Genomic DNA, 23,599 nt, shown 5'->3' on the forward strand with positions numbered 1-23,599 from the left:
GGGGTTTCCCCGCTGTGTGTAACATTCGGGTTTGCCTTTCGGCATTTGTTCGGCCACCGCTGGATGCCAATGACCACAGATCGAATCCCAACACACCCATCCCCTGCGGCCTTGCCGCATCCCTTGCGCCGCCACATGCTGGCTGCGCTGATCTCGACCCCCGCACTGCCCGCCCTCGCGCAATTTCGCGTTGAGGTCACGGGTGTTGGTTTGACCCAGTTGCCCATCGCAATTGCGCCGTTCCGGGGCGAGGCGCAGTCTCCCCAGAAAATATCGGCCATCGTTCAGGCCGACCTGGAGCGCAGCGGACAGTTCCGCGCGGTAGACGCCTCCGGCGCGGTGCTGGACGAAACCGCGCGCCCGGATGTCGCACTGTGGCGCCAGAAGAGTGCGGACTCCCTGGCTACTGGCAGTGTGACGCGCCTGGCAGATGGGCGTTTCGATGTGCGCTTTCGCCTTTGGGATGTGGTGAAGGGGCAGGACCTTGGTGGCCAAAGCTTTGTGGTCACCCAAGGCGATCTGCGCCTGGTGTCGCACCGCATTGCGGATTTCATCTATGAAAAGCTGACGGGCGAGCGCGGCATTTTCTCGACGCGTATCGCCTATGTCACCAAGACAGGCTCCCGGTACAGCCTGTGGGTGGCAGACGCTGACGGAGAGAATGCCCAATCGGCACTGTCGAGCCCGGAGCCCATCATTTCCCCTGCATGGTCGCCCAACGGGGGGCAACTGGCCTATGTGTCGTTTGAATCGCGCAAGCCGGTGGTCTATGTGCATGATGTGGCCTCCGGCCGCAGGCGTCTGATTGCCAATTTCCGGGGGTCCAACAGTGCCCCTGCCTGGGCTCCGGATGGTCGATCCCTCGCCGTGACGCTCAGCCGTGACGGGGGTTCTCAGCTCTACACCATCGACGCCAACGGTGGCGAGCCGCGCCGCCTCATGCAAAGCGCTGGCATCGACACGGAGCCCATGTTCTCCGGTGACGGCCGCAGCATCTACTTTGTCAGCGACCGTGGTGGTGCGCCGCAGATCTACAAGGTCTCCACATCTGGCGGCAACGCGGAACGTGTGACGTTTACCGGCAGCTACAACATCTCCCCCAGCGTCAGCCCCGATGGCCGCTGGCTGGCCTACATCTCCCGTGTCGGTGGGGCTTTCAAACTGCACGTGATGGACCTGTCCTCGGGCACTGTGAATGCGGTCACCGACACAACGGCAGATGAGAACCCCAGCTTTGCCCCCAATAGCCGCCTTATCGTTTATGCCACCCAGCAGCAAGGGCGTGAAGCGCTCATGACCACCACGCTGGACGGCAAGATCAAGGCCCGGCTCGCGGGGCAGGCGGGCGATATCCGTGAGCCCGATTGGGGCCCGTTTCAAAAGCAATGAACTTATCAGCACTTTCAAGTATCAAGTTTTCAGGAGAATTTTGGATGATCAAACGTTTTACCCTTGCCCTTACCGTTGTCGCCCTCGTTGCCGGATGCAGCTCTGGCGTGAAGCTGGACGATGTGCCGGTCGAAGACAAGAACGCCACGTCTACCATGGGTGGTAATACTGGCGCCAACTCTGGCAATACCGCGCAGAGCGGTGTTGCTGGTGTGGACCTCGGCCAGTCGGGCCGCGATGCTGCAGGCCCAGTGGGCGTGAGCCGTATCGTTTATTTTGATTACGACAGCTACGTGATCAAGCCCGAATTTCAGTCGCTGATCGAGGCGCACTCTCGTTTCATCAAGGCCGGCACCAATCGCAAGCTGATGATTGAAGGCCACACGGACGACCGAGGTGGTCGTGAGTACAACCTGGCGCTCGGCCAGAAGCGCGCCGAGGCAGTGCGCCGTTCGCTGGCTCTGCTCGGCGTGCAGGACAGCCAGATGGAAGCTGTGAGCTTTGGCAAGGAAAAACCAGCAGCCCAAGGCAATTCTGAAGACGCGCACGCCCAAAATCGCCGGGCTGAACTGTCCTATCGTTGATGCGCACGATTTCTTTGTCCTACCCGCTCAAGGCGCTGGCGGCAGTGATGCTGTCCGTGGCCTTGCTGCCCACGGGCCATGCCGCAATTTTTGAGGATGGCGAAGCCCGCCGCGCCATTCTCGAAATGCGGCAGCGCGTGGATGGCATGCAACTGTCTCAGCAACGGTCCGCAGAGGAAGTGCGCAGGCTCAGTGAAGAGAACGCCCAGCTGCGGCGCAGTCTGCTGGATCTGCAAGGTCAGATTGACACGCTGCGCACGGAGCAGTCCACACTTCGCGGCCAGAACGAACAGCTGTTGCGCGATGCTGCCGACCTGCAGCGGCGCCAGAAAGACATCGCCCAGGGGGTAGACGAGCGCCTGCGTCAGTTTGAACCTGTGAAGGTGACCTTGGACGGCCAGGAGTTTCAGGCAGATCCTGCTGAGAAAAAGGACTTTGAAGCCGCACTGGCCGTGTTTCGTTCAGGCAAGTTTCCAGAAGCTGGGGCAGCATTTGCAGCCTTTGTACGGCAGTATCCGCGCAGCGGTTTTGTACCGTCTGCGCGCTTCTGGCTTGGGAATGCCCAATACGCTACCCGAGACTACAAGGAAGCCATTGGTAATTTCAAGCTGATGCTGTCTGATGCCCCGGCTCATGCGCGGGCGCCAGAGGCGGCTTTGTCCATTGCCAACTGCCAGATTGAACTCAAAGACACGCGAACTGCCCGCAAGACCCTGGAAGACCTTGTGCGCGCCTACCCGCAGTCCGAGGCGGCTGTGGCGGCCAAAGAGCGCCTTTCCCGATTGAAGTAATGGTCGGCGAAGCGCCTTTGCAAGCCCCGGCAGGGAATGTTGAAGATGCATCGCTGGAGCGTCGCTTTGGCGGACTGGAACGGCTGTACGGAGTACAAGGCGCTCGGCGTATCCGCCGGGCGCATGTGGTGGTGGTGGGGGTCGGGGGTGTGGGCTCGTGGGCCGCTGAAGCCTTGGCGCGCAGTGGGGTAGGGCAGATCACGTTGATTGACCTCGACCACGTGTCTGAGTCGAACATCAATCGCCAAATCCATGCGCTTACCGATACCGTCGGCCAGGCCAAGGTTCTTGCAATGCGCGATCGGATTGCGCAAATACACCCTCAATGCAGCGTCCACTGCGTGGAGGAATTCGTGGATGCAGACAATTGGCCTGGTTTGCTTCCGGAGTCCGTTGATGCAGTGATTGATGCGTGTGATCAGGTGCAGGCCAAAACGACCATCGCGGCCTGGGCTCAAGCCCAGAAGGCTCTGCATATCACGGTCGGGGCGGCTGGCGGTAAGCGCCATGCGCACAAAGTGGATGTGGATGATCTTGCTTTGACGACCCACGATCCTCTGCTGGCGCAACTGCGCTATCGCTTGCGCAAGCACCATCGGGCGGCCCGTGATGGCAAAAAAATCGGAGTGACCTGCGTCTTCAGCAAAGAAGCCGTGGCGCCTCCCGATGCGTCCTGCAATGTGGATGGCGATGGTTCTCTGAACTGCCATGGATACGGTTCGGTCGTTGCAGTGACGGCGACCTTTGGTCAGTGCGCTGCAGGGTGGGTGTTGGACAAACTTGCCGCAACTTCCAAAAACACTGAAAAAACGACGCTATAATCCAAGGCTTTGCAGCAGTCAGTCATGATTGATTGCAACCGGTTGGGACGTTAGCTCAGTTGGTAGAGCAGCGGACTTTTAATCCGTTGGTCACAAGTTCGAATCTTGTACGTCCTACCACCCGAATCCAGGCGCCAGTCTTTTGGCGTAAACAAAGGCCTCCTTGCGGAGGCCTTTGTTTTTTTGTGATCCGCACGTTCGATGCAGTGCCATGTTATTCATGGCCCCGATTGTTGTATCACTCCATCTTGCTACGCGGATTCAGTGCTGGCGCTGGGTGAAAACAGGTCCCAGCTCGCAATGAAAAGCGCCGCAATAACTGGTCCTATCACGAAGCCCGTCAACCCAAAGAGCGCCATGCCTCCCAGGGTGGATATCAGCACAACGTAGTCTGGCATCTTGGTGTCCTTGCCCACCAAAATCGGACGAAGGACGTTGTCAACGAGTCCTATAACGCCAACGCCAAACGCAGTCAGCACCACGCCTTGCCAGACCGCACCCGTGGCCAGGAAGTAAATTGCCACCGGCACCCAGATCAGCCCCGCTCCCACGGCGGGAAGCAGCGACAGGAAGGCCATGGAAACTCCCCACAGCACGGGGCCCTGGATGCCCAGGATCCAGAAAATCAAACCGCCCAGCGCTCCTTGGGAGGCCGCCACGACAATGTTGCCTTTGACCGTGGCGCGAATGACGGTGGTGAACTTGCTGACCAGTTGCCGCTTGTGTGTTTCGTCCAGCGGGGTGGCCTGGCCAATGCGCAAGGCCAGACTCGATCCGTCACGCAACAGGAAGAACAGCAGATAGAGCATGATGCCGAAGCTCACGATGAACTGCAGCGTGTTCTGTCCAATGCTTAATGCCTGTGTGGCAACAAACTGACTGGCCTGGACAGCGACGGAAGAGAACTTTTGTTGCAGCTCGCCAACGGTCGTGAGATTCAACCGGTCCAACAAATTGGCGGCCCAGGTGGGCAGGGCGGCGATCACCTGCTGTAGGTAGAGTCCAAAATTTAGCTGGCCCGACCGCATCCGTTCATAGATTATCGTGGCTTCCTGGGCCAGGGATACCGTGATCGCTGTCATGGGAAGGATGACCACAATAAGGCACAGTCCCAGGGTACACAGCGCTGCAAGATTGCGCCGCCGGGGCATGCGCCGCAACAGTTTGCGGTGCAGGGGGGCAAACAAGATGGCCAGGATGACGCCCCAGAAGACCGCGCCGTGGAACTGCCAAAGGATGGCTCCAAAGGCGATGGTGACAAGGGCCAGCAGCAGCAAAAAGACTTTGTTCTGGAGGGTGGGTGGCGTCATGAGGATAGGTGGCAATGAGATACCCGGAATGTACGCGAGCCAGGTTTGTAGACGCTTGTTGCGCCAGTGTGTCAGCACCGGCCCGGCCATTTCCGTAGGGCGGTCGGCCATTCGGTGGCACAATGGCGCCCGTACCAAGGCCCTTCCCCAGCCACAGTCGCATCCGCCAATCGGTTCAGCCGTGTCGCGGAAGGTTTCTCAACCAGCTAATGCTTTCCCAAGGAAAGCGGAGGTCAGCGGAATATGAGCGATACGACGTCCGTCTATCAAGCCTACCAAGGCAACACTTACCTCTTCGGCGGCAACGCGCCCTATGTCGAAGAGATGTACGAGAACTACCTCGCCAACCCAGGTAGCGTGCCAGACAATTGGCGCGAGTACTTTGATGCACTTCAACATGTGCCTGCGGTGGATGGCAGCAATGCCAAAGACGTCCCCCACCTCCCCGTCATCAACGCTTTCGCCGAACGCGCCAAACAGGGCGGCACCAAGGTTGTTGTGGCAACGGGTGCGGACTCTGAGTTGGGCCGCAAGCGCACTGCCGTTCAGCAGCTGATCGCTGCCTACCGCAACGTGGGCCAACGCTGGGCTGATCTGGATCCCCTCAAGCGCACCGAGCGCCCCGCCATTCCTGAACTCGAACCCTCTTTCTATGGTTTCAGCGACGCTGACCAGGAAACGGTGTTCAACACGAGCAACACGTTCTTCGGCAAAGAGTCGATGCCCCTGCGCGAGTTGATCAACGCGCTGCGCGAAACATACTGCGGCTCCATCGGCGCCGAGTACATGTATGCCACTGACCAGAACCAGAAGCGCTGGTGGCAGGAAAAGCTGGAAAAGATCCGCAGCAAGCCCAGCTTTGGTGTGGACAAGAAAAAGCAGATCCTGGACCGCCTGACGGCCGCCGAAGGTCTGGAGCGTTTCCTGCACACCAAGTACGTCGGTCAGAAGCGTTTCTCTCTTGAAGGGGGTGAAAGCTTCATCGCTGCCATGGACGAGCTGATTCAGTCCGCCGGTGCAAAGGGCGTTCAGGAAATCGTGATCGGCATGGCCCACCGGGGTCGTCTCAATGTGCTGGTCAATTCGTTGGGCAAGATGCCCAAGGACTTGTTCGCCGAGTTCGACCACACCGCTCCCGAAGACCTGCCTGCCGGTGACGTGAAGTATCACCAGGGCTTCAGCTCGGATGTGACCACCCCTGGCGGCCCGGTCCACCTGTCGCTGGCATTTAATCCTTCCCACCTGGAAATCGTGAACCCCGTGGTCGAAGGGTCCGTGCGTGCCCGCATGGACCGCCGCGCCGACCCGCACGGCAAGCAGGTGCTGCCGGTGCTGGTGCATGGTGATGCAGCCTTTGCCGGCCAGGGTGTGAACCAGGAAACCCTGGCGCTGGCCCAGACCCGTGGCTACTACACGGGTGGCACGGTGCACATCATCATCAACAACCAGATCGGTTTCACCACCTCCGATCCGCGTGATACGCGTTCCACGCTGTATTGCACCGACATCGTCAAGATGATCGAGTCGCCCGTGCTGCACGTGAACGGTGATGACCCCGAAGCCGTGGTGCTGGCCACCCAACTCGCCCTGGAGTTCCGCATGGAATTCAAGAAGGATGTGGTGGTGGACATCATCTGCTTCCGCAAACTGGGCCACAACGAGCAGGACACCCCGGCTCTGACCCAGCCGCTGATGTACAAGAAGATCGGCCAGCACCCTGGCACGCGCAAGCTCTATGCCGACAAGCTGGCGGCACAGGGCTTGGGCGAGTCGCTGGGCGACGATATGGTCAAGGCCTATCGTGCCGCCATGGATGCTGGCAAGCACACGGTCGATCCCGTCCTGACCAACTTCAAGAGCAAGTACGCCGTGGACTGGAGCCCGTTCCTGGGCAAGAAGTGGACGGACGCTGGCGACACGGCCATTCCTCTGGCTGAGTGGAAGCGCCTGGCCGAGAAGATCACGACCATTCCTGAGAGCGTGACGCCGCACCAGTTGGTCAAGAAGGTCTATGACGACCGCGCTGCCATGGGCCGTGGCGAGATCCCCGTGGACTGGGGCATGGGCGAGCACATGGCATTCGCATCGTTGGTGGCCAGCGGCTACCCCGTGCGCCTGTCGGGCGAAGACTGTGGCCGTGGCACGTTCACGCACCGCCACTCGGTTATTCATGACCAGAAGCGCGAGAAGTGGGACATCGGCACCTATGTGCCACTGCAGAATGTGGCCGAGAATCAGGCTCCGTTCGTTGTGATCGACTCGATCCTGTCGGAAGAAGCGGTGCTGGGCTTTGAATACGGCTACGCTTCCAACGACCCCAACACCCTGGTGATCTGGGAAGCGCAATTCGGCGACTTTGCCAACGGTGCGCAAGTCGTGATCGACCAGTTCATCGCTTCGGGTGAAGTGAAGTGGGGCCGCGTCAACGGCATCACGCTGATGCTGCCACACGGCTACGAAGGCCAGGGCCCTGAGCACAGCTCCGCCCGCCTGGAACGCTTCATGCAGCTGTCGGCCGACGCCAACATGCAGGTGGTGCAGCCCACCACCGCCAGCCAGATCTTCCATGTGCTGCGGCGCCAGATGGTGCGTGATCTGCGCAAGCCGCTGATCATCATGACGCCCAAGTCGCTGTTGCGTAACAAGGATGCGACTTCGCCGCTGTCCGAGTTCACCAAGGGCAGCTTCCAGACGGTGATTCCCGAGCAGGACGAAGCCATCGTCAAGAAGGCCGCCAAGGTTAAGCGTGTGATCGCCTGCTCCGGCAAGGTGTACTACGACCTCGTGAAGAAGCGCACCGAGCGTGAAGACGACGATGTGGCCATCATCCGCGTGGAGCAGCTCTACCCCTTCCCGCACAAGGCATTTGCCGCTGAAATCAAGCGCTACCCCAACGCCACCGACGTGGTGTGGTGCCAGGACGAGCCGCAGAACCAGGGCGCTTGGTTCTTCGTGCAGCACTACATCCACGAGAACATGCTCGAAGGCCAGAAGCTGGGCTATTCCGGCCGCGCGGCTTCCGCGTCACCTGCCGTGGGCTACTCGCACCTGCACCAGGAACAACAAAAGGCGCTGGTGGACGGCGCGTTTGCCAAGCTCAAGGGTTTTGTCCTGACCAAGTAAGGCCAGCTGCGACCCGATAACAGAACAAAACCCCATTCCGAAAGAATTGATATGGCTATCGTAGAAGTCAAAGTCCCCCAGCTGTCCGAATCCGTGGCCGAAGCCACCATGCTGACGTGGAAGAAAAAGGCCGGTGAGGCTGTGGCAGTGGATGAGATCCTGATCGAGATCGAAACCGACAAGGTGGTGCTTGAAGTGCCTGCCCCCTCGGCTGGTGTGCTGGCTGAAATCATCCAGGGCGACGGCGCCACCGTGGTGGCCGAGCAGCTCATTGCCAAGATCGATACCGAAGGCAAGGCCGGCGCGGCCGCTCCTGCCGCCGCTGCTGCAGCACCCGCTGCCGCCACGGCATCGGCTCCTGCCCCCGCACCAGCGGCTGTTGGCGGCTCCAAGGGCGACGTGGCGATGCCCGCTGCCGCAAAGCTGCTGGCCGAGAACAACCTGTCCGCATCGGCTGTGGCCGGCAGCGGCAAGGACGGCCGCGTGACCAAGGGTGACGTGCTCAGCGCTGTGGCTGGTGGTGCTGCCAAGGCTGCTGTGGCTGCCCCGAGCGCCATTCCCACGGGCGTGCCCACCAAGGCGCTGCCCCAGGTGTCGGCCCCGTCCGCCAAGGAAGACCTGGGCGACCGCCCCGAGCAGCGCGTGCCCATGAGCCGCCTGCGCGCCCGCGTGGCCGAGCGCCTGCTGCAGTCGCAATCGACCAACGCCATCCTGACCACGTTCAACGAAGTGAACATGGCGCCGGTGATGGACATGCGCAAGAAGTTCCAGGACACGTTCACCAAGGAGCATGGCGTGAAGATCGGCTTCATGAGCTTCTTCGTGAAGGCTGCCGTGCACGCCTTGAAGAAGTACCCCGTGCTGAACGCCTCGGTCGATGGCAACGACATTGTTTACCACGGCTACTTCGACATCGGCATCGCCGTGGGCTCGCCCCGTGGCCTGGTGGTGCCTATCCTGCGCAATGCCGACCAGATGAGCTTTGCCGACATCGAGAAGAAGATCGCCGAATTCGGCAAGAAGGCCGCTGAAGGCAAGCTGGGCATTGAAGAAATGACCGGCGGCACGTTCTCGATTTCCAACGGTGGCACCTTCGGCTCGATGATGTCCACGCCCATCATCAACCCGCCCCAGTCCGCCATCCTGGGCGTGCACGCCACCAAGGACCGCGCTGTGGTGGAGAACGGCCAGATCGTTGTGCGCCCGATGAACTACCTGGCCATGTCCTACGACCACCGCATCATCGACGGCCGCGAAGCCGTGCTGGGCCTGGTGGCGATGAAGGATGCGCTGGAAGACCCATCGCGCCTGCTGTTCGACATCTAACCTCCTGACCGCATGGACCCACCCGCGTGGCCGACCTCTGGTTGTGCCCGCCGGTGGGTCTTTCTCCAACAGACTGAACGAGATTTCCCATGAGCAAACAATTTGATGTGATCGTCATCGGCGGTGGCCCCGGTGGCTACATTGCCGCCATCCGCGCAGCCCAGCTGGGCTTCAACGTCGCCTGTATCGACGAGTGGAAGAACGACAAGGGTGGCCCCGCACCGGGCGGCACCTGTACCAACGTGGGCTGCATTCCGTCCAAGGCGCTGCTGCAATCGTCCGAGCATTTCGAACACGCCAACAAGCACTTCGCCGAGCACGGCATCACCGCCACGGGCGTCAAGATGGACGTGGCCAAGATGATTGCCCGCAAGGACACCGTCGTGAAGCAGAACAACGACGGCATCCTGTACCTGTTCAAGAAGAACAAGGTCAGCTTCTTCCATGGCCGCGGCTCGTTCGTGAAGGCTGCTGAAGGCGGCTACGAGATCAAGGTGGCTGGCGCCGCCGAAGAGTCGCTGACGGGCAAGCAGATCATCATTGCCACCGGCTCCAATGCCCGTGCGCTGCCCGGCACGCCGTTCGACGAAGAACTGGTGCTGTCCAACGACGGCGCGCTGCGCGTGGGCACTGTGCCCAAGAAGCTCGGCCTGATCGGCTCGGGCGTGATCGGCCTGGAAATGGGCTCGGTGTGGCGCCGCCTGGGGGCTGAAGTCACCATCCTTGAAGGCCTGCCGACCTTCCTGGGCGCGGTGGACGAGCAGATCGCCAAGGAAGCCAAGAAGGCCTTCGACAAGCAAGGTCTGAAGATCGAGCTGGGCGTGAAGGTCGGCGAGATCAAAACCGGCAAGAAGGGCGTGAGTATTGCCTACACCAACGCCAAGGGCGAAGCCCAGTCGCTGGACGTGGACAAGCTCATCGTCTCCATCGGCCGCGTGCCCAACACCATTGGCCTGAACGTCGAAGCCGTGGGCCTGCAGCTCGACGAGCGCGGTGCCATCGTGGTCGATGCCGACTGCAAGACCAACCTGCCCGGCGTGTGGGCGGTGGGTGACGTGGTGCGCGGCCCGATGCTGGCGCACAAGGCCGAGGAAGAGGGCGTTGCGGTGGCTGAGCGCATTGCGGGCCAGCATGGCCACGTTAATTTCAACACCGTTCCCTGGGTCATCTACACCAGCCCCGAGATCGCATGGGTGGGCCGCACCGAGCAGCAGCTCAAGGCCGACGGCGTCAAGTACAAGGCGGGCAGCTTCCCCTTCCTGGCCAACGGCCGCGCGCGTGCGCTGGGCGACACCACCGGCATGGTGAAGATGCTGGCTGATGCCGAGACTGACGAGATTCTGGGCGTGCACATCGTAGGCCCGCAGGCCAGCGAGCTGATTGCCGAAGCTGTTGTGGCCATGGAATTCAAGGCCAGCAGCGAAGACATCGCTCGCATTTGCCACGCACACCCCAGCCTGAGCGAAGCCACCAAGGAAGCGGCCTTGGCTGTGGATAAACGCACTCTGAACTTCTGATTTTTGGGTCAAATCGGGCTCTAGCGCTTATCTGATAAGCGCTAGCAGCTATAAAAATCATAGTTTCTGAGCATCCACCACGTGACTGTTAAACAGGCTTACCTGGCCGAGTTGGCCGCAAAAGGCTACCAAAGTGACCCTGCCCAATTGCGCGCAGTGGATGCCCTTCAGCGTTGCGCTGATGACTGGGCCGCATACAAGGCCCAGCGTTCCAACGCACTCAAGAAGCTGATCAACCGGCCTGATGTGCCGCGCGGCGTGTACATGTATGGCGGGGTGGGGCGGGGCAAGAGCTTTCTGATGGAATGCTTTTTCGACGCCGTTCCCTTGAAGCGCAAGGTGCGCCTGCACTTTCACGAGTTCATGCGCGAAGTGCACCGCGAACTGGCGGGCCTGCAGGGCACGGTCAACCCGCTGGACGTGCTGGGCGCGCGCATTGCCAAGCGCTACAAGCTCATCTGTTTTGACGAGTTTCACGTGGCGGACATTACCGACGCCATGATCCTGCACCGCCTGCTGGCGGCACTGTTCGATAACGGCGTGGGCTTTGTGACCACTTCGAATTTCAAGCCCGACGACCTGTACCCCGACGGCCTGCACCGCGACCGCATTCTCCCGGCGATTGCCCTGCTCAATGAAAAGCTTGAAGTGGTCAACGTGGACAACGGTACCGATTACCGTCGGCGCACTCTGGAGCACGTGAAGCTGTACCACACGCCGCTGGGCCCCGAGGCAGATGCTGAAATGGGCCAGGCGTTTGACCAACTGGCCGAAGTGCACGACGAAGACCCGGTGCTGCACATCGAGGCCCGCGAGATCCGGGCACGCCGCAAGGCCGGTGGTGTGGTGTGGTTTGACTTCAAGACCCTGTGTGGTGGCCCCCGGTCGCAGAACGACTATCTGGAAATCGCGACGCAGTTCCACACTGTGCTGCTGTCCGATGTGCCCTACATGCCGGTGAGCATGGCGTCGCCTGCGCGGCGTTTTACCTGGCTCGTGGACGTGTTGTACGACAGGCGCGTCAAGCTCATCCTGTCTGCAGCAGTACCCCCCGAGCAGCTTTACACCGAAGGCCCCTTGGCGCACGAGTTTCCGCGAACGATTTCGCGGCTCAACGAGATGCAGTCCAAGGAGTTCCTGGCGCTGGAGCGCCGCACTGTCGATACGGGGCTGACATGATCTCCAGACGCTTCGTGTCTGCGGCGATTTTCTTGCTTGCCTGGGGGTTGTCGGCCTCGGCCATGGCGCAGCCGGTAGCTGCGGGTGCGGAGGCCAACGGCCAGCAGGCAGCCGCCAAGGCGGCCGAACGTAAAGCGGAACACGACCGCATCCGCTCCGAACGCGAGGCCATCAAGGCCAGGCGACAACAGGACGAATCGGCCTGTTACCAGCGATTCTCCGTAGAAGACTGTCTGCGCAGTGTGCGGGCGGGCGTGCGCGATGCGGAAGCCCGTTTGCGTGCACAGGAGATCGAGCTCAATGATGCCGAGCGCAAGGAAAAAGCGGCGGAGCGTCTCAAATCCATTGAAGAAAAGCAGCGCGGCGTGCCGGATAGCCCCTCAGCGGGCAGCGGTGCTGCAAGCGCTGTGGTGCGCAAGCCGTCGCAAGACCCCCAGGGCCTGAAATCGCAGCGTGACCACGAGGCTGAGCTGAGAGCACAGCAGCAGCGCATTAAGGTGCAAAAGCAGGCCCAGGAGCAGGCAGCGCGCACCAGTGGCAATGCCGAGCGTGCCGCAGAGGCGCGCGCACGCCACGCGCAAACGCTTCAGGCTGCGCAGGAGCGCCGCGACCGAGTCGAAAAGTCACGGGCAGAGGCCGCAGCCCAGGGGCGGGTCCCTGCGGCTCCGTTGCCAGCGGGTTCGGCAGCACGCTGAAACAGGTTTACTTGGGGTGGCTGCTCCAGGTGTTGAAAGTGCGCGTGGCGCCCAAAAGTCGCAATGGGCCGGTGGATACCGAGGCTCGGTTCGCGTCAGCGCCGCTTTCCTCAAGTGCCGCGCAGCCATTCGCCCTTTCGGTTGCCCACCCATGCACATACCAGCGGGTGGGACGCTGCTTCAGGGACGCCCTGCGTCAGCGGGTACCAGGCGAGCGACCTTCTTTTCTTCCACCAGCGCCTCCATCTTCACGATGACCAGCGAGAGGTTGTCGCCACCGCCCCGCGCACGGGAGCGGGCTTTTTCAATCAGAAACTCCGTGGCTTCCCGTGGCGAGAGGGAATCAACCACGGAGCCGAGTTCGGTGGGCGAAAAGTAGTGCCACACCCCATCACTGCAGGCCATGAGCACATCGCCAGGCTGCAGCTGGGGGATCACATGGGTGGTGATGGGCGGGTCGCTTTCAGTGCCGAGGCAGCCCACCAGAATGTTCGAGTGCGGATGGTTGTTGGCCTCGGCTTCGGTCAGCTCGCCCCGGTCCACGAGAGCCTGGACGTAGGAGTGGTCGCTGGTGCGGAACACCATGCGCGCACCTTGGAAATGGTAGATGCGCGAATCGCCTGCATGCACCCAGTGGCAGTCGCCACGCGGGTTGATGAGAAACGCTGCAATGGTGCTGTGCGGTTCCTGCTCGGCAGAAATGGCTGTGAGCCGGATCACGATGTGAGCTTCTTCCACCATGCTCTTGAGCATGGCCACCGGGTCGTCGGTGTCGGGCGAATAGCGCTCGAAGAGCTGGCGCGCAGTCATCATGACCTGGTCGGACGCCTTGCGCCCGCCGCTGCGCCCGCCCATGCCATCGGCAAGGACACCCAGTACGCAGCCATTGTGCCGCTCGTGGGAGATCAGGATCACCTGGTCTTGCTGGTACTCCCGGTCACCCTTGTGGATGCCGGTGGACGCGATGAGGCGAAACGCTTTGGTCATGCTGGTGATTGTGGGGGCGCGTACGCAAAGGGCCATCGCGCAAACGGGGGCAAGCGCGTATTATCCGCCCGCCTGTGGCATTTTTGCCATCCCGCGGCCCCTTGCCTTGAACCCCAGCCTCCATTCCCCCCAACGCCAACTCATTGAGCTGCGCATCGAGCATGCCGATCTGGACGCTCTGATCGACCGGTGTGCCCCCGACGGCGTGGCCGACGAATTCACGCTGCGCCGCCTCAAAAAGCGCCGCCTCGCTCTGCGTGATGCCCTGGATCGCCTGGAACGGGACCTTCAACCCCAAGAGCCCGCTTGATGGCGCTGGTGGAGATGGTGCAGGAGGTGTTTGCCCCCGGCGGCGTGCTGGCGCGGGCCGACACGCATTTCCAGCCGCGCGAAGGCCAGACGCAAATGGCCATGGCCGTGGCGCACACCATCGAAACGGGCGGGGCGCTGGTCGTGGAGGCAGGCACGGGGGTGGGCAAGACTTTTTCCTATCTGGTCCCGGCACTCCTGAGCGGCGAGCGGGTGCTGTTGTCCACCGCCACCAAGGCCTTGCAGGACCAGCTGTTTGCGCGCGATCTTCCGCGCCTGGCGCAGACCCTGGGCTTGCCGGTGCGCATGGCGCTTCTGAAGGGCAGGGCGAGCTATCTGTGCCTGTACCGCATGGAACTGGCCCGCCAGGACGTGTCTGCCCGTGAGCCTGGCGTGGCACGGGTTTTGGCCAAGGTCGAGAGTTGGTCGCATGGCACGCGCTCGGGCGACTTGGCGGAGCTGACGGGGTTGGACGAACGCTCGCCCGTGATACCGCTGGTCACTTCCACCCGTGAGAACTGCCTGGGCTCGCAGTGCCCCCGCTTTCGCGAATGCCACGTGCATTTGGCGCGGCGCGAGGCCTTGGCGGCGGACATTGTGGTCATCAACCACCACCTTTTCTTCGCCGATGTGGCTGTGCGCGAGTCGGGCATGGCCGAGCTCTTACCGTCCGTGCGTGTGGTGGTGTTTGATGAGGCGCACCAGATCAACGAGACGGGCGTGCAGTTTCTGGGGCTTACGCTGTCCACGGGCCAGCTGATGGATTTTGGCAGGGACCTGCTGGCAGCAGGGCTGCAGCATGCGCGGGGCCTTGCGGACTGGACGGGGCTTGCGAGCCAGGTGGATCTGTCTGCCCGAGATTTGCGCCTGGCGGCGGGAGATATGCGGGGCAGCGCAAAGCTGCGCTGGACCGATGAAACGCCGGAGAGCGTCAGGCCGGATGAATGGCAGGCTGCCCTGCGCCGCGTTGCGCTCGCCTGCGCCCAGGCGCAGGAGGCTCTCGACACTGTCAGCGAAATAGCGCCCGACTTTGTGCGCCTGTATGAGCGCGGGACTGAACTGCTGGCGCGCCTGGCCCATTTTTCTGGCCCCGGCAATCCGGATGCGGTGCGCTGGGTCGATGTGGGGCCGCAGCTGCGCTTGACGGAATCCCCCCTGGACATTGCCGAGGCCATGCGCACACGCCTGCTGGCCACCCCTGCGGAACCCGTGGGTGACGATGGGTGGCCCGGGGAGCCTGCTGCCGGACCCGGCAGGGCCTGGGTCTTCACCTCGGCCACCTTGGGCGATGACGAGCAACTGAGCTGGTTCACGGAGCGGGCGGGTTTGCAAGACGCGCAGATCCTGCGGGTTGCGAGCCCGTTTGACTATGGGGCGCAGGCAGCACTGTATGTGCCACGCCACCTGCCGTCTCCTGCCGATTCTTCGCACAGCACGGCGCTTGCGCGCTGGGTGGGCGAGGCTGCGGCGCAATTGGGTGGCCGCACCCTGGTGCTGACCACGACGCTCAAGGCCTTGCGCGCCATTGGCGATGCGTTGAAAGCGCAGTTTGCGGGCTCTGCTGCCCTGGAAGTGCTGGTGCAGGGCGAGTGGCCCAAACGGCGGCTGATGGAGCGTTTTCGCGAAGGCAGCGAGCACGGGCAGCAAGGCTGTGTGCTGGTGGCTTCCGCGACGTTCTGGGAAGGGTTTGATGTGCCAGGGGATGCATTGCAGCTTGTTGTGATTGACAAGCTTCCTTTTCCTCCCCCGGGCGACCCTTTGGTGGAGGCGCGTACGCAGCGTATTGAGAAATCTGGCGGGAAAGCGTTCAAGTCTTACGCGCTGCCCGAGGCAGCCGTTGCGCTCAAGCAGGGGGCGGGGCGGTTGATACGTCGTGAGTCCGACCAGGGCATTCTGGTGGTGGGTGACACCCGCCTTGTCACCATGGGCTATGGCAAGCGCCTGCTGGCGGCTTTGCCCCCGATGCGGCGCCTGGAGTCAGAGCCCGAGTTTGAAGCAGCTCTTCAGGCGCTTACCAAAGCTTCCACCACGGCTCCGCCTTTTCCTTGAGGCCCCCGCGCAGATAGGCGCTTTGGGGGTACGAAGTGTCCATCACGCGGCGTGCATCGTCGCGCAGCTGCGTCATGCCCAGTGCGTCGTACGACTGGATCAGGATGTACAGAGCTTCTTCGAGCGCGGGCACGCCCTGATAGTCCGCCAGGGCTACCTGGGCACGGCTGATGGCTGCCACATACGCGCCGCGCTGGAAGTAGTAGCGCGCCACATGCACTTCGTACTGCGCGAGCGAATTCACGATGTACGTCATGCGCTGGCGTGCATCCTGTGCGTAGCGGGATTCCGGGAAGCGGGTGGCCAGCTCACTGAAAGCCTCGAAGGAGTCCTTGGCTGCTTTCTGGTCGCGCTCGGAAAGGTCCTGGCGCGAGATGAACGAGAACAGGCCAAGGTTGTCGTTGAAGTTCACCAGGCCCTTGAGGTACAGCGCATAGTCAAGCGCAGGGCTGGCGGGATGGAGCTTCATGAAGCGGTCCAGCGTTGCAATGGCCTGGGCTTTTTCGCCAGCCTTGTAGTGCGCGTAGGCCTTGTCGATCTGGGCCTGCTGCGCCAGCGGGGTGCCAGCTGCACGCCCCTCCAGCTTTTCGAGCAGAGGAACCGCCTTGTCGTAGGCGCCGCTGTTCATTTCGTCCTGCGCTTCCGAATGGATGCGATTGGGGCTCCAGTTGGCCGTTTTGTCTTCGGTTGTGCTGGAGCAACCCGCCAGCAGACCAGCAAGCAGCAGGGCAGAAACGAGGGGCAGTGGGGCACGCAGCATCGCAGGCAGCTTTCAGCAAAAAAGGAAACAGGGGTGCAGGATAGCTGGGCCGGTCCAGAGGGCCAGGCGCCGCTGGCATCCAGGGCACGAAAAAGCATTGTACTGGGGGTGGCACCTGTCAAGAGGCGTTGCGCTGCCAGCTTTCTCTCGGTGGAGGTGCTGGGCTTTCTACAATGGCCCCCATGTTTGTTCACTTGCGCCTGCACACCGAGTTCTCCGTCGTAGACGGTACCAATCGAATCGATGAGGTGGCCAAGGCGGCTGCCAAAGACGGCCAGCCTGCACTGGCCATCACCGATCTCAACAACCTTTTTGGCGCGATCAAGTTCTACAAGGAGGCGCGGGGCAAGGGTGTCAAGCCCATCCTGGGGGCCGAGATTTTTCTGGAAGGCGAAGCGGGCGCAGCCCCCTCACGCCTGATCGTCCTGGTGCAGAACCGCCAGGGCTACCTCAATCTGTCCGAACTGCTCGCGCGCGCGTGGACGCGCAATGTCGTCAAGAACCTGGCCCTGTGCACCTGGGCCTGGCTGGAAGAGTTGTCGGAAGGGCTGATTGCCCTGGCCGGGGCACAGGCTGGGCCCGTGGGCCAGGCTCTCCTGAAGGGGGACGAGTCGGGCGCCGCAGAGCTTGCCTTGCGCCTGGCAGGGCTGTTTCCACACCGGTTTTACATCGAGTTGCAGCGCGCGGGCCGTGTCGACGATGAAAGCCACGTGGTGGCTGCTGCACAGTTGGCGGCGCGCCTGAACTTGCCCGTGGTGGCCACGCATCCTGTGCAGTTCGCCACTCCAGACGACTATGAGGCCCACGAGGCGCGCGTCTGTATTGCAGAGGGGGAGATCCTGGCCAACCCGCGCCGCGTGCGCAAGTTCACGCGCGACCAGTATTTCAAGTCGTCTGCAGAAATGCAGGCCTTGTTCGCTGATGTTCCGTCGGCCATCGCGAACACGGTGGAAATTGCCCAGCGTTGCAACCTCACGCTGGTGCTTGGCAAGCCGCAGTTGCCGGACTTTCCCACCCCCAATGGCATGCCGATCGATGAGTTCTTTCGTTTTGCCTCGTTCGAGGGGCTGGAGGAGCGCCTGAAGCTTCTCTTCCCCAAGGAGTCCGACCGCGATCAGCAGCGTCCCCGCTATGTGGAACGCCTGGAGTTCGAGATCGGAACCATTCTCAAGATGGGTTTTCCGGGCTACTTCCTCATCGTGGGGGACTTCATTCAGTGGGCCAAGGCCAACGGGTGCCCCGTGGGGCCGGGGCGAGGATCGGGTGCCGGTTCGCTGGTGGCATATGCCCTCAAGATCACCGACCTGGATCCGCTGCAATACAACCTGCTGTTCGAGCGGTTTCTGAATCCCGAGCGGGTGTCCATGCCTGACTTCGACATTGACTTTTGCCAGTCCAATCGTGACCGGGTGATCGACTATGTGAAGGACAAGTACGGCAAGAATGCCGTGAGCCAGATTGCCACCTTCGGGACCATGGCTGCCAAAGCCGCCATCCGCGACGTGGGCCGGGTGATGGACATGAGCTACATGTTCTGCGACGGCATCTCCAAGCTGGTACCGGGCAAGCCCGGCATGTCGTACACGCTGGCCTATCCGCCCGAGGTGAAAAAGGAAGGCGACAAGAACAACTACGCACTGGAGCTGGAGCCGCTGCTGTACGAACGCGTGCAGAAGGAAGAAGACGTCAAGACCATCATCGAGATGGCGCAAAAACTCGAAGGCATGACCCGCAACATCGGTATGCACGCGGGTGGGGTTTTGATTGCGCCTGGCAAGCTCACGGATTTCTGCCCGCTCTACCAGCAGCCGGGCAGCGAATCGGCTGTGAGCCAGTACGACAAGGACGACGTGGAAGCTATTGGCCTTGTGAAGTTCGACTTCTTGGGTCTCGCCACTCTCACCATTCTGGAAATCGCGCGTGAGTTCATCATCAAGCGCCACAAAGGCCAGGAGAACTTCGCCTTCGAGAACATTCCGCTGGACGATGGCCCCACCTACCGGCTGTTTTCCGACGGCAAGACCGAGGCCGTGTTCCAGTTTGAAAGCCGTGGCATGCAGGGCATGCTCAAGGAAGCGAAGCCGAGTCGGCTTGAAGACCTGATTGCACTGAACGCGCTGTACCGTCCGGGTCCCATGGATCTGATCCCGAGTTTCGTGAACCGCAAACACGGCAAGGAAGTGGTGGAGTACCCCCATCCGCTGGTGGAGCCCGTGCTGGCCGAGACCTACGGGATCATGGTGTACCAGGAGCAGGTGATGCAGACCGCCCAGGTTCTGGGGGGCTACAGCCTGGGCGGCGCCGACATGCTGCGCCGCGCGATGGGCAAGAAGAAGGCCGAGGAGATGGCCGAGCACCGGGAGATCTTCCGAAAGGGTGCGGCCGAAAAGAACATCAGCCAGGAGAAGGCTGACGAAGTGTTCGATTTGATGGAGAAGTTTGCAGGCTACGGCTTTAACAAGTCACATGCGGCTGCTTACTCCCTGTTGGCTTACCACACGGGTTGGCTCAAGGTGCATTTCACCGCAGAGTTCTTCTGCGCCAACATGACCGTGGAAATGGATGACACCGACAAGCTCAAGGTGCTGTTCGAAGACGCGCAAAAAATGGGGCTCTCTTTCGAGCCGCCAGACGTCAACCGTGGCTTCTACCGGTTCGAGCCCGTGACCGACAAAATCATCCGCTACGGCCTGGGCGCCGTTAAGGGCACGGGCCAGCAGGCCATCGAGGCCATGGTGGCGGCGCGCGAGGGGCGTGGCGAAGGGCCCCACGGCGCCACCACCGGGCCTTTCAAGAGCCTTTTCGACTTCTGCCTGCGCGTGGACAAGGCGCGCATGAACAAGCGCACGGTGGAGGCTCTGATCAAGGCGGGTGCATTTGATTCCATCAACATGAACCGGGCATCGATGGTGGCGTCGATCGACCGGGCTTTTGACTTTGCGGCTGCCACGCTGGCCAACGTGAACCAGGGTGGCTTGTTCGACATGATGGGTGATGATGCCCATGGTTCCAGCACGCAGGAGCCTGAACTGGTGGACGCGGTTCCCTGGGGGATCAAGGAGCGACTCACCCTGGAGAAAACGGCGGTCGGTTTCTATCTGTCCGGCCATCTGTTCGATGAAGTCGCCACGGAGGTGCGCCGCTTTGTGCGCACCCAGATCGATGAGCTGCTGGACAGTCGCGAACCCCAGGTCTTGGCCGGGATCATCAGTGATTTCCGGGTCATCAATGGACAGCGGGGCAAATTGGGCCTGTTCAAACTGGACGACAAGTCTGCCGTCATTGAGGCGTCTGCCGATGAGGCCTTGCTCAACACGTACCGCAACCAGCTCAAGGAAGATGAGTTTGTGGTGATGATGGGCCGCTTGCAAATGGACCATTTCAGCGGTGGCCTGCGCGTGAAGGTGCAACAGGTGTGGGACTTGGCAGGGGCGCGTTGCCGTTTTGGCAAATACCTGCATGTCACCGTCGGCGACAAGGGCCCGGATGTGCACCGCCTGGTCAAGGAGTTTCCGCCGCGCAGAGAGGAGCTTGCCGAGGGTGAATTGCTCCACGGCCTGCGTGTGCGCATGGGGGTGCGCTGTGTGGCGCAGGACGCGGCCGCTGTGGCGGAGCTGCAACTGGGGGAGAGTGCCCGTTTTTATCCCACCGATGCTGCGCTGGCCGCCTGGACCGCCCAGGCGGGCAGTGGTTCGGCCACCGTGGTTTACGAATAAATCGGGTGTTGGAAACCATTCGGTGAATATCGTGAAGGCGACAGCTTGAAAAAAACCGGATCAACGTCAGATTTCCCTCACGGCAGCATGCCGCGCGGATCGCTAGAATGATTTTCATGGCAACAAAACCACCTTCACCCCCCACCGCGCTGCCCGTGACCCGGCCCGCGCGGGATGATGGCGGTTCGGTCGTGCTCGAAAGACGCACCCAGAAGACCCAGCCGCCGCAGATGTACCAGGTGGTCATGCTCAATGACGACTACACCCCCATGGAGTTCGTCATCGTGGTTTTGCAGGAGTTTTTCAGCAAGGACCGTGAACAAGCCACCCAGATCATGTTGAAGATCCATCTCGATGGCAAAGGCGTCTGCGGTGTTTATTCCCGCGATGTGGCTGCAACCAAGGTGGAACAAGTGCTTGACGCCGCCCTCAAGGCGGGCCACCCACTCCAATGTGTCAGTGAACCTGTTGAATAACAGGTTTTTGATCCCGATCTACAGTTATCCCTTCCACGCAAGCACAAAGGAGTTCACATGATTGCCCAGGAACTGGAAGTCAGCTTGCACATGGCCTTTGTTGAGGCCCGTCAGCAGCGCCACGAGTTCATCACCGTGGAGCATCTGTTGCTTGCACTGCTCGATAACCCCAGCGCAGCGGAGGTGCTGCGCGCATGTTCGGCCAATATCGATGATCTGCGCTCATCGCTGGCGAACTTCATCAAAGACAACACGCCCCAGGTGGCTGGCACCGATGAGGTGGACACGCAGCCCACGCTGGGATTCCAGCGTGTGATCCAGCGCGCCATCATGCACGTGCAATCCACGGGCAATGGCAAGAAGGAAGTCACGGGTGCCAACGTGCTCGTGGCCATCTTTGGCGAGAAGGATTCGCATGCCGTGTACTACCTGCACCAGCAGGGCGTGACGCGCCTGGACGTGGTCAATTTCATTGCCCACGGTATCAAGAAGGGCGAACCCCCAGAGCCTGCCAAGCCGGACAACCAGGCGGAAGGCGAAGAGGGTGGTTCTTCTGAGCGCAACGAAAAAGCCTCGCCGCTGGAACAGTTCACCCAGAACCTGAACCAGGCCGCCAAAGACGGCAAGATCGATCCGCTGATCGGGCGCCACTACGAGGTGGAGCGCACGATCCAGATCCTGTGCCGCCGCCGCAAGAACAACCCACTGCTGGTGGGTGAAGCTGGCGTGGGCAAGACGGCGATTGCCGAGGGTCTGGCCTGGCGGATTACCCAGAACGATGTGCCTGAAATCCTGGCCGAGGCCACGGTGTACTCGCTCGACATGGGCGCATTGCTGGCAGGCACCAAGTACCGGGGTGATTTTGAGCAGCGCCTCAAGGGTGTTCTCAAGTCGCTGAAGGACAAGCCCAATGCGATTTTGTTCATCGACGAGATCCATACGCTGATCGGTGCGGGTGCCGCGTCGGGCGGCACGCTGGATGCCTCCAACCTGCTCAAGCCCGCGCTTTCCAGCGGCCAGCTCAAGTGCATTGGCGCAACGACCTTCACGGAATACCGTGGCATCTTCGAAAAAGATGCAGCGCTGTCGCGCCGTTTCCAGAAGGTGGACGTGGTGGAGCCCAGCGTGGCCGAAACCATCGACATCCTCAAGGGCCTGAAGTCGCGCTTTGAAGAGCACCACAGCGTGAAGTACGCGGCGGCCGCCTTGCAGGCTGCAGCCGAGCTGAGCGCCAAGTACATCAATGACCGCCATCTGCCTGACAAGGCGATTGACGTCATTGACGAAGCCGGTGCTGCACAGCGCATCATGGTGCCGAGCAAGCGCAAGAAGACCATCGGCAAGGCCGAGATCGAAGAGATCGTGGCCAAGATTGCGCGTATTCCGCCTGCGAATGTGTCCAATGACGACCGTGGCAAGCTCCAGACGCTGGAACGCGACCTGAAGAGTGTGGTGTTCGGCCAGGACAAGGCCCTGGAAGTGCTGGCCAGCGCGGTCAAGATGGCGCGGTCCGGTCTGGGCAAGGGCGACAAGCCCATCGGCTCGTTCCTGTTCAGCGGCCCCACAGGCGTGGGCAAGACCGAGGCGGCCAAGCAGCTGGCCTACATCATGGGCATCGAGCTCTTGCGCTTTGACATGTCGGAGTACATGGAGCGCCATGCGGTCAGCCGCCTGATTGGTGCGCCTCCGGGCTATGTCGGGTTCGACCAGGGTGGCCTGTTGACCGAAGCCATCACCAAGAAGCCGCACGCTGTGCTGCTGCTCGACGAAATCGAGAAGGCGCACCCGGACATCTTCAACGTGCTGCTGCAGGTGATGGACCATGGCACGCTGACCGACAACAACGGGCGCAAGGCCGACTTCCGCAACGTCCTGATCATCATGACGACGAATGCGGGCGCCGAGACCATGAACAAGGCGACGATTGGCTTCACCAACCCGCGCCAGGCGGGCGACGAAATGGGCGACATCAAGCGCCTCTTCACGCCCGAGTTCCGCAACCGGCTGGATGCCATCGTCAACTTCAAGGCGCTGGATGAGCAGATCATCCTGCGCGTGGTGGACAAGTTCCTGCTGCAGCTGGAGACGCAACTGGCCGAGAAGAAGGTGGAGGTTACCTTTACCGATACGCTGCGCAAGCACTTGGCCAAGAAGGGTTTCGATCCGCTCATGGGCGCCCGCCCGATGCAGCGTCTGATCCAGGACACCATCCGCCGCGCGCTGGCCGATGAATTACTCTTCGGTCGCCTGACGGACGGTGGGCGTCTGACGGTCGATATCGAGGTGAAGACCGACGACAAGGGCGTGGAAACCTCCGAGGTGCTGCTGGACATCCAGCCGCTGGCCAAGAAGGAACGCTCGGCCAAGTCCGAGCCCGCCGAGCCCGAGGAAGCCACGGCGGACTGATGGGCACTGGCGCCACTGGCGCTTTGCCGACACGTACCGGCACCCTCCCGAAGCCAGCCATCATTGCGATGGCTGGCTTTTTTGTGTCTACAGCGTGGAGGTGGCGAAGTCTGCACAGGCAGTCTTTGACGAGCTGGATCAGCGATCTGGTGTGCGCGAAC

General features: G+C 61.6%; 17 protein-coding genes and 1 tRNA gene. 15 read left to right on the forward strand and 3 right to left on the reverse strand.

Annotated elements, in window-relative coordinates:
• The first annotated feature begins 69 nt into the window (after nt 1–69).
• The 5 genes from tolB to C8C93_RS05580 all read left to right on the forward strand — a co-directional run bounded on the left by tolB (nt 70) and on the right by C8C93_RS05580 (nt 3,705).
• Nucleotides 70–1,389, forward strand: a complete 1,320-nt coding sequence (gene tolB, locus C8C93_RS05560) for a Tol-Pal system beta propeller repeat protein TolB (RefSeq protein WP_121506180.1) — start codon at nt 70–72, stop codon at nt 1,387–1,389.
• A 44-nt stretch (nt 1,390–1,433) separates the two neighbouring features.
• On the forward strand, nt 1,434–1,973 hold the full coding sequence (pal, locus tag C8C93_RS05565) for a peptidoglycan-associated lipoprotein Pal (protein ID WP_055393955.1): 540 nt from the start codon (nt 1,434–1,436) through the stop codon (nt 1,971–1,973).
• Entirely contained in the window at nt 1,973–2,764 is a 792-nt protein-coding gene (ybgF, locus tag C8C93_RS05570) for a tol-pal system protein YbgF (protein ID WP_121506181.1), read from the forward strand. The genes pal and ybgF overlap by 1 nt, the downstream gene beginning before the upstream one ends.
• On the forward strand, nt 2,764–3,585 hold the full coding sequence (locus tag C8C93_RS05575; protein ID WP_121506182.1) for a ThiF family adenylyltransferase: 822 nt from the start codon (nt 2,764–2,766) through the stop codon (nt 3,583–3,585). Before ybgF ends, C8C93_RS05575 begins: the two co-directional genes overlap by 1 nt.
• Before the next feature lie 44 nt (nt 3,586–3,629).
• Nucleotides 3,630–3,705: transfer RNA gene (locus tag C8C93_RS05580), tRNA-Lys, on the forward strand.
• 131 nt (nt 3,706–3,836) lie between these two features.
• On the opposite strand, the gene C8C93_RS05585 is transcribed toward C8C93_RS05580, so the two are convergent.
• Nucleotides 3,837–4,895, reverse strand: coding sequence for an AI-2E family transporter (locus C8C93_RS05585; RefSeq protein WP_121506183.1), 1,059 nt, complete (start codon nt 4,893–4,895; stop codon nt 3,837–3,839).
• Between the two features lie 243 nt (nt 4,896–5,138).
• Between C8C93_RS05585 and C8C93_RS05590 the strand changes: the two genes are divergently transcribed.
• The 5 genes from C8C93_RS05590 to C8C93_RS05610 all read left to right on the forward strand — a co-directional run bounded on the left by C8C93_RS05590 (nt 5,139) and on the right by C8C93_RS05610 (nt 12,735).
• Entirely contained in the window at nt 5,139–8,018 is a 2,880-nt protein-coding gene (locus tag C8C93_RS05590) for a 2-oxoglutarate dehydrogenase E1 component (protein WP_055396677.1), read from the forward strand.
• Nucleotides 8,019–8,069: 51 nt separating this feature from the next.
• Entirely contained in the window at nt 8,070–9,344 is a 1,275-nt protein-coding gene (odhB, locus tag C8C93_RS05595; protein WP_121506184.1) for a 2-oxoglutarate dehydrogenase complex dihydrolipoyllysine-residue succinyltransferase, read from the forward strand.
• Nucleotides 9,345–9,433: 89 nt separating this feature from the next.
• Nucleotides 9,434–10,861, forward strand: coding sequence for a dihydrolipoyl dehydrogenase (gene lpdA, locus C8C93_RS05600; protein WP_121506185.1), 1,428 nt, complete (start codon nt 9,434–9,436; stop codon nt 10,859–10,861).
• Between the two features lie 81 nt (nt 10,862–10,942).
• Nucleotides 10,943–12,040 (forward strand): cell division protein ZapE, encoded by a 1,098-nt coding sequence (gene zapE / locus C8C93_RS05605; protein ID WP_055396683.1) that lies wholly within the window; start codon nt 10,943–10,945, stop codon nt 12,038–12,040.
• Nucleotides 12,037–12,735, forward strand: coding sequence for a hypothetical protein (locus C8C93_RS05610; RefSeq protein WP_121506186.1), 699 nt, complete (start codon nt 12,037–12,039; stop codon nt 12,733–12,735). The genes zapE and C8C93_RS05610 overlap by 4 nt, the downstream gene beginning before the upstream one ends.
• A 180-nt stretch (nt 12,736–12,915) precedes the next feature.
• Here C8C93_RS05610 and C8C93_RS05615 read toward each other — a convergent pair whose 3' ends face one another.
• Complete coding sequence (locus tag C8C93_RS05615) at nt 12,916–13,722, reverse strand: PP2C family serine/threonine-protein phosphatase (RefSeq protein WP_121506187.1); 807 nt, start codon at nt 13,720–13,722, stop codon at nt 12,916–12,918.
• Nucleotides 13,723–13,828: 106 nt separating this feature from the next.
• Between C8C93_RS05615 and C8C93_RS05620 the strand changes: the two genes are divergently transcribed.
• Nucleotides 13,829–14,032: a YdcH family protein gene (locus tag C8C93_RS05620; RefSeq protein ID WP_055396751.1), complete on the forward strand. Its 204-nt coding sequence runs from the start codon at nt 13,829–13,831 to the stop codon at nt 14,030–14,032.
• Nucleotides 14,032–16,080, forward strand: coding sequence for an ATP-dependent DNA helicase (locus C8C93_RS05625; protein WP_121506188.1), 2,049 nt, complete (start codon nt 14,032–14,034; stop codon nt 16,078–16,080). Before C8C93_RS05620 ends, C8C93_RS05625 begins: the two co-directional genes overlap by 1 nt.
• On the opposite strand, the gene C8C93_RS05630 is transcribed toward C8C93_RS05625, so the two are convergent.
• Nucleotides 16,043–16,840, reverse strand: coding sequence for an outer membrane protein assembly factor BamD (locus tag C8C93_RS05630; RefSeq protein ID WP_055396690.1), 798 nt, complete (start codon nt 16,838–16,840; stop codon nt 16,043–16,045). The genes C8C93_RS05625 and C8C93_RS05630 overlap by 38 nt on opposite strands.
• A gap of 182 nt (nt 16,841–17,022) precedes the next feature.
• On the opposite strand from C8C93_RS05630, the gene dnaE reads away from it, so the two are divergent.
• The 3 genes from dnaE to clpA all read left to right on the forward strand — a co-directional run bounded on the left by dnaE (nt 17,023) and on the right by clpA (nt 23,438).
• A complete protein-coding gene (dnaE, locus tag C8C93_RS05635) occupies nt 17,023–20,556 on the forward strand; it encodes a DNA polymerase III subunit alpha (RefSeq protein WP_121508661.1) in 3,534 nt (1,177 codons plus the stop codon).
• A gap of 107 nt (nt 20,557–20,663) precedes the next feature.
• On the forward strand, nt 20,664–21,032 hold the full coding sequence (gene clpS / locus C8C93_RS05640; protein WP_055396693.1) for an ATP-dependent Clp protease adapter ClpS: 369 nt from the start codon (nt 20,664–20,666) through the stop codon (nt 21,030–21,032).
• A 57-nt stretch (nt 21,033–21,089) separates the two neighbouring features.
• Nucleotides 21,090–23,438, forward strand: a complete 2,349-nt coding sequence (gene clpA, locus C8C93_RS05645) for an ATP-dependent Clp protease ATP-binding subunit ClpA (protein ID WP_055396695.1) — start codon at nt 21,090–21,092, stop codon at nt 23,436–23,438.
• Nucleotides 23,439–23,599: the final 161 nt, after the last annotated feature.

Source organism: Acidovorax sp. 93 (genome assembly GCF_003633835.1).
In the GTDB taxonomy this organism is placed as follows: domain Bacteria; phylum Pseudomonadota; class Gammaproteobacteria; order Burkholderiales; family Burkholderiaceae_C; genus Acidovorax; species Acidovorax facilis.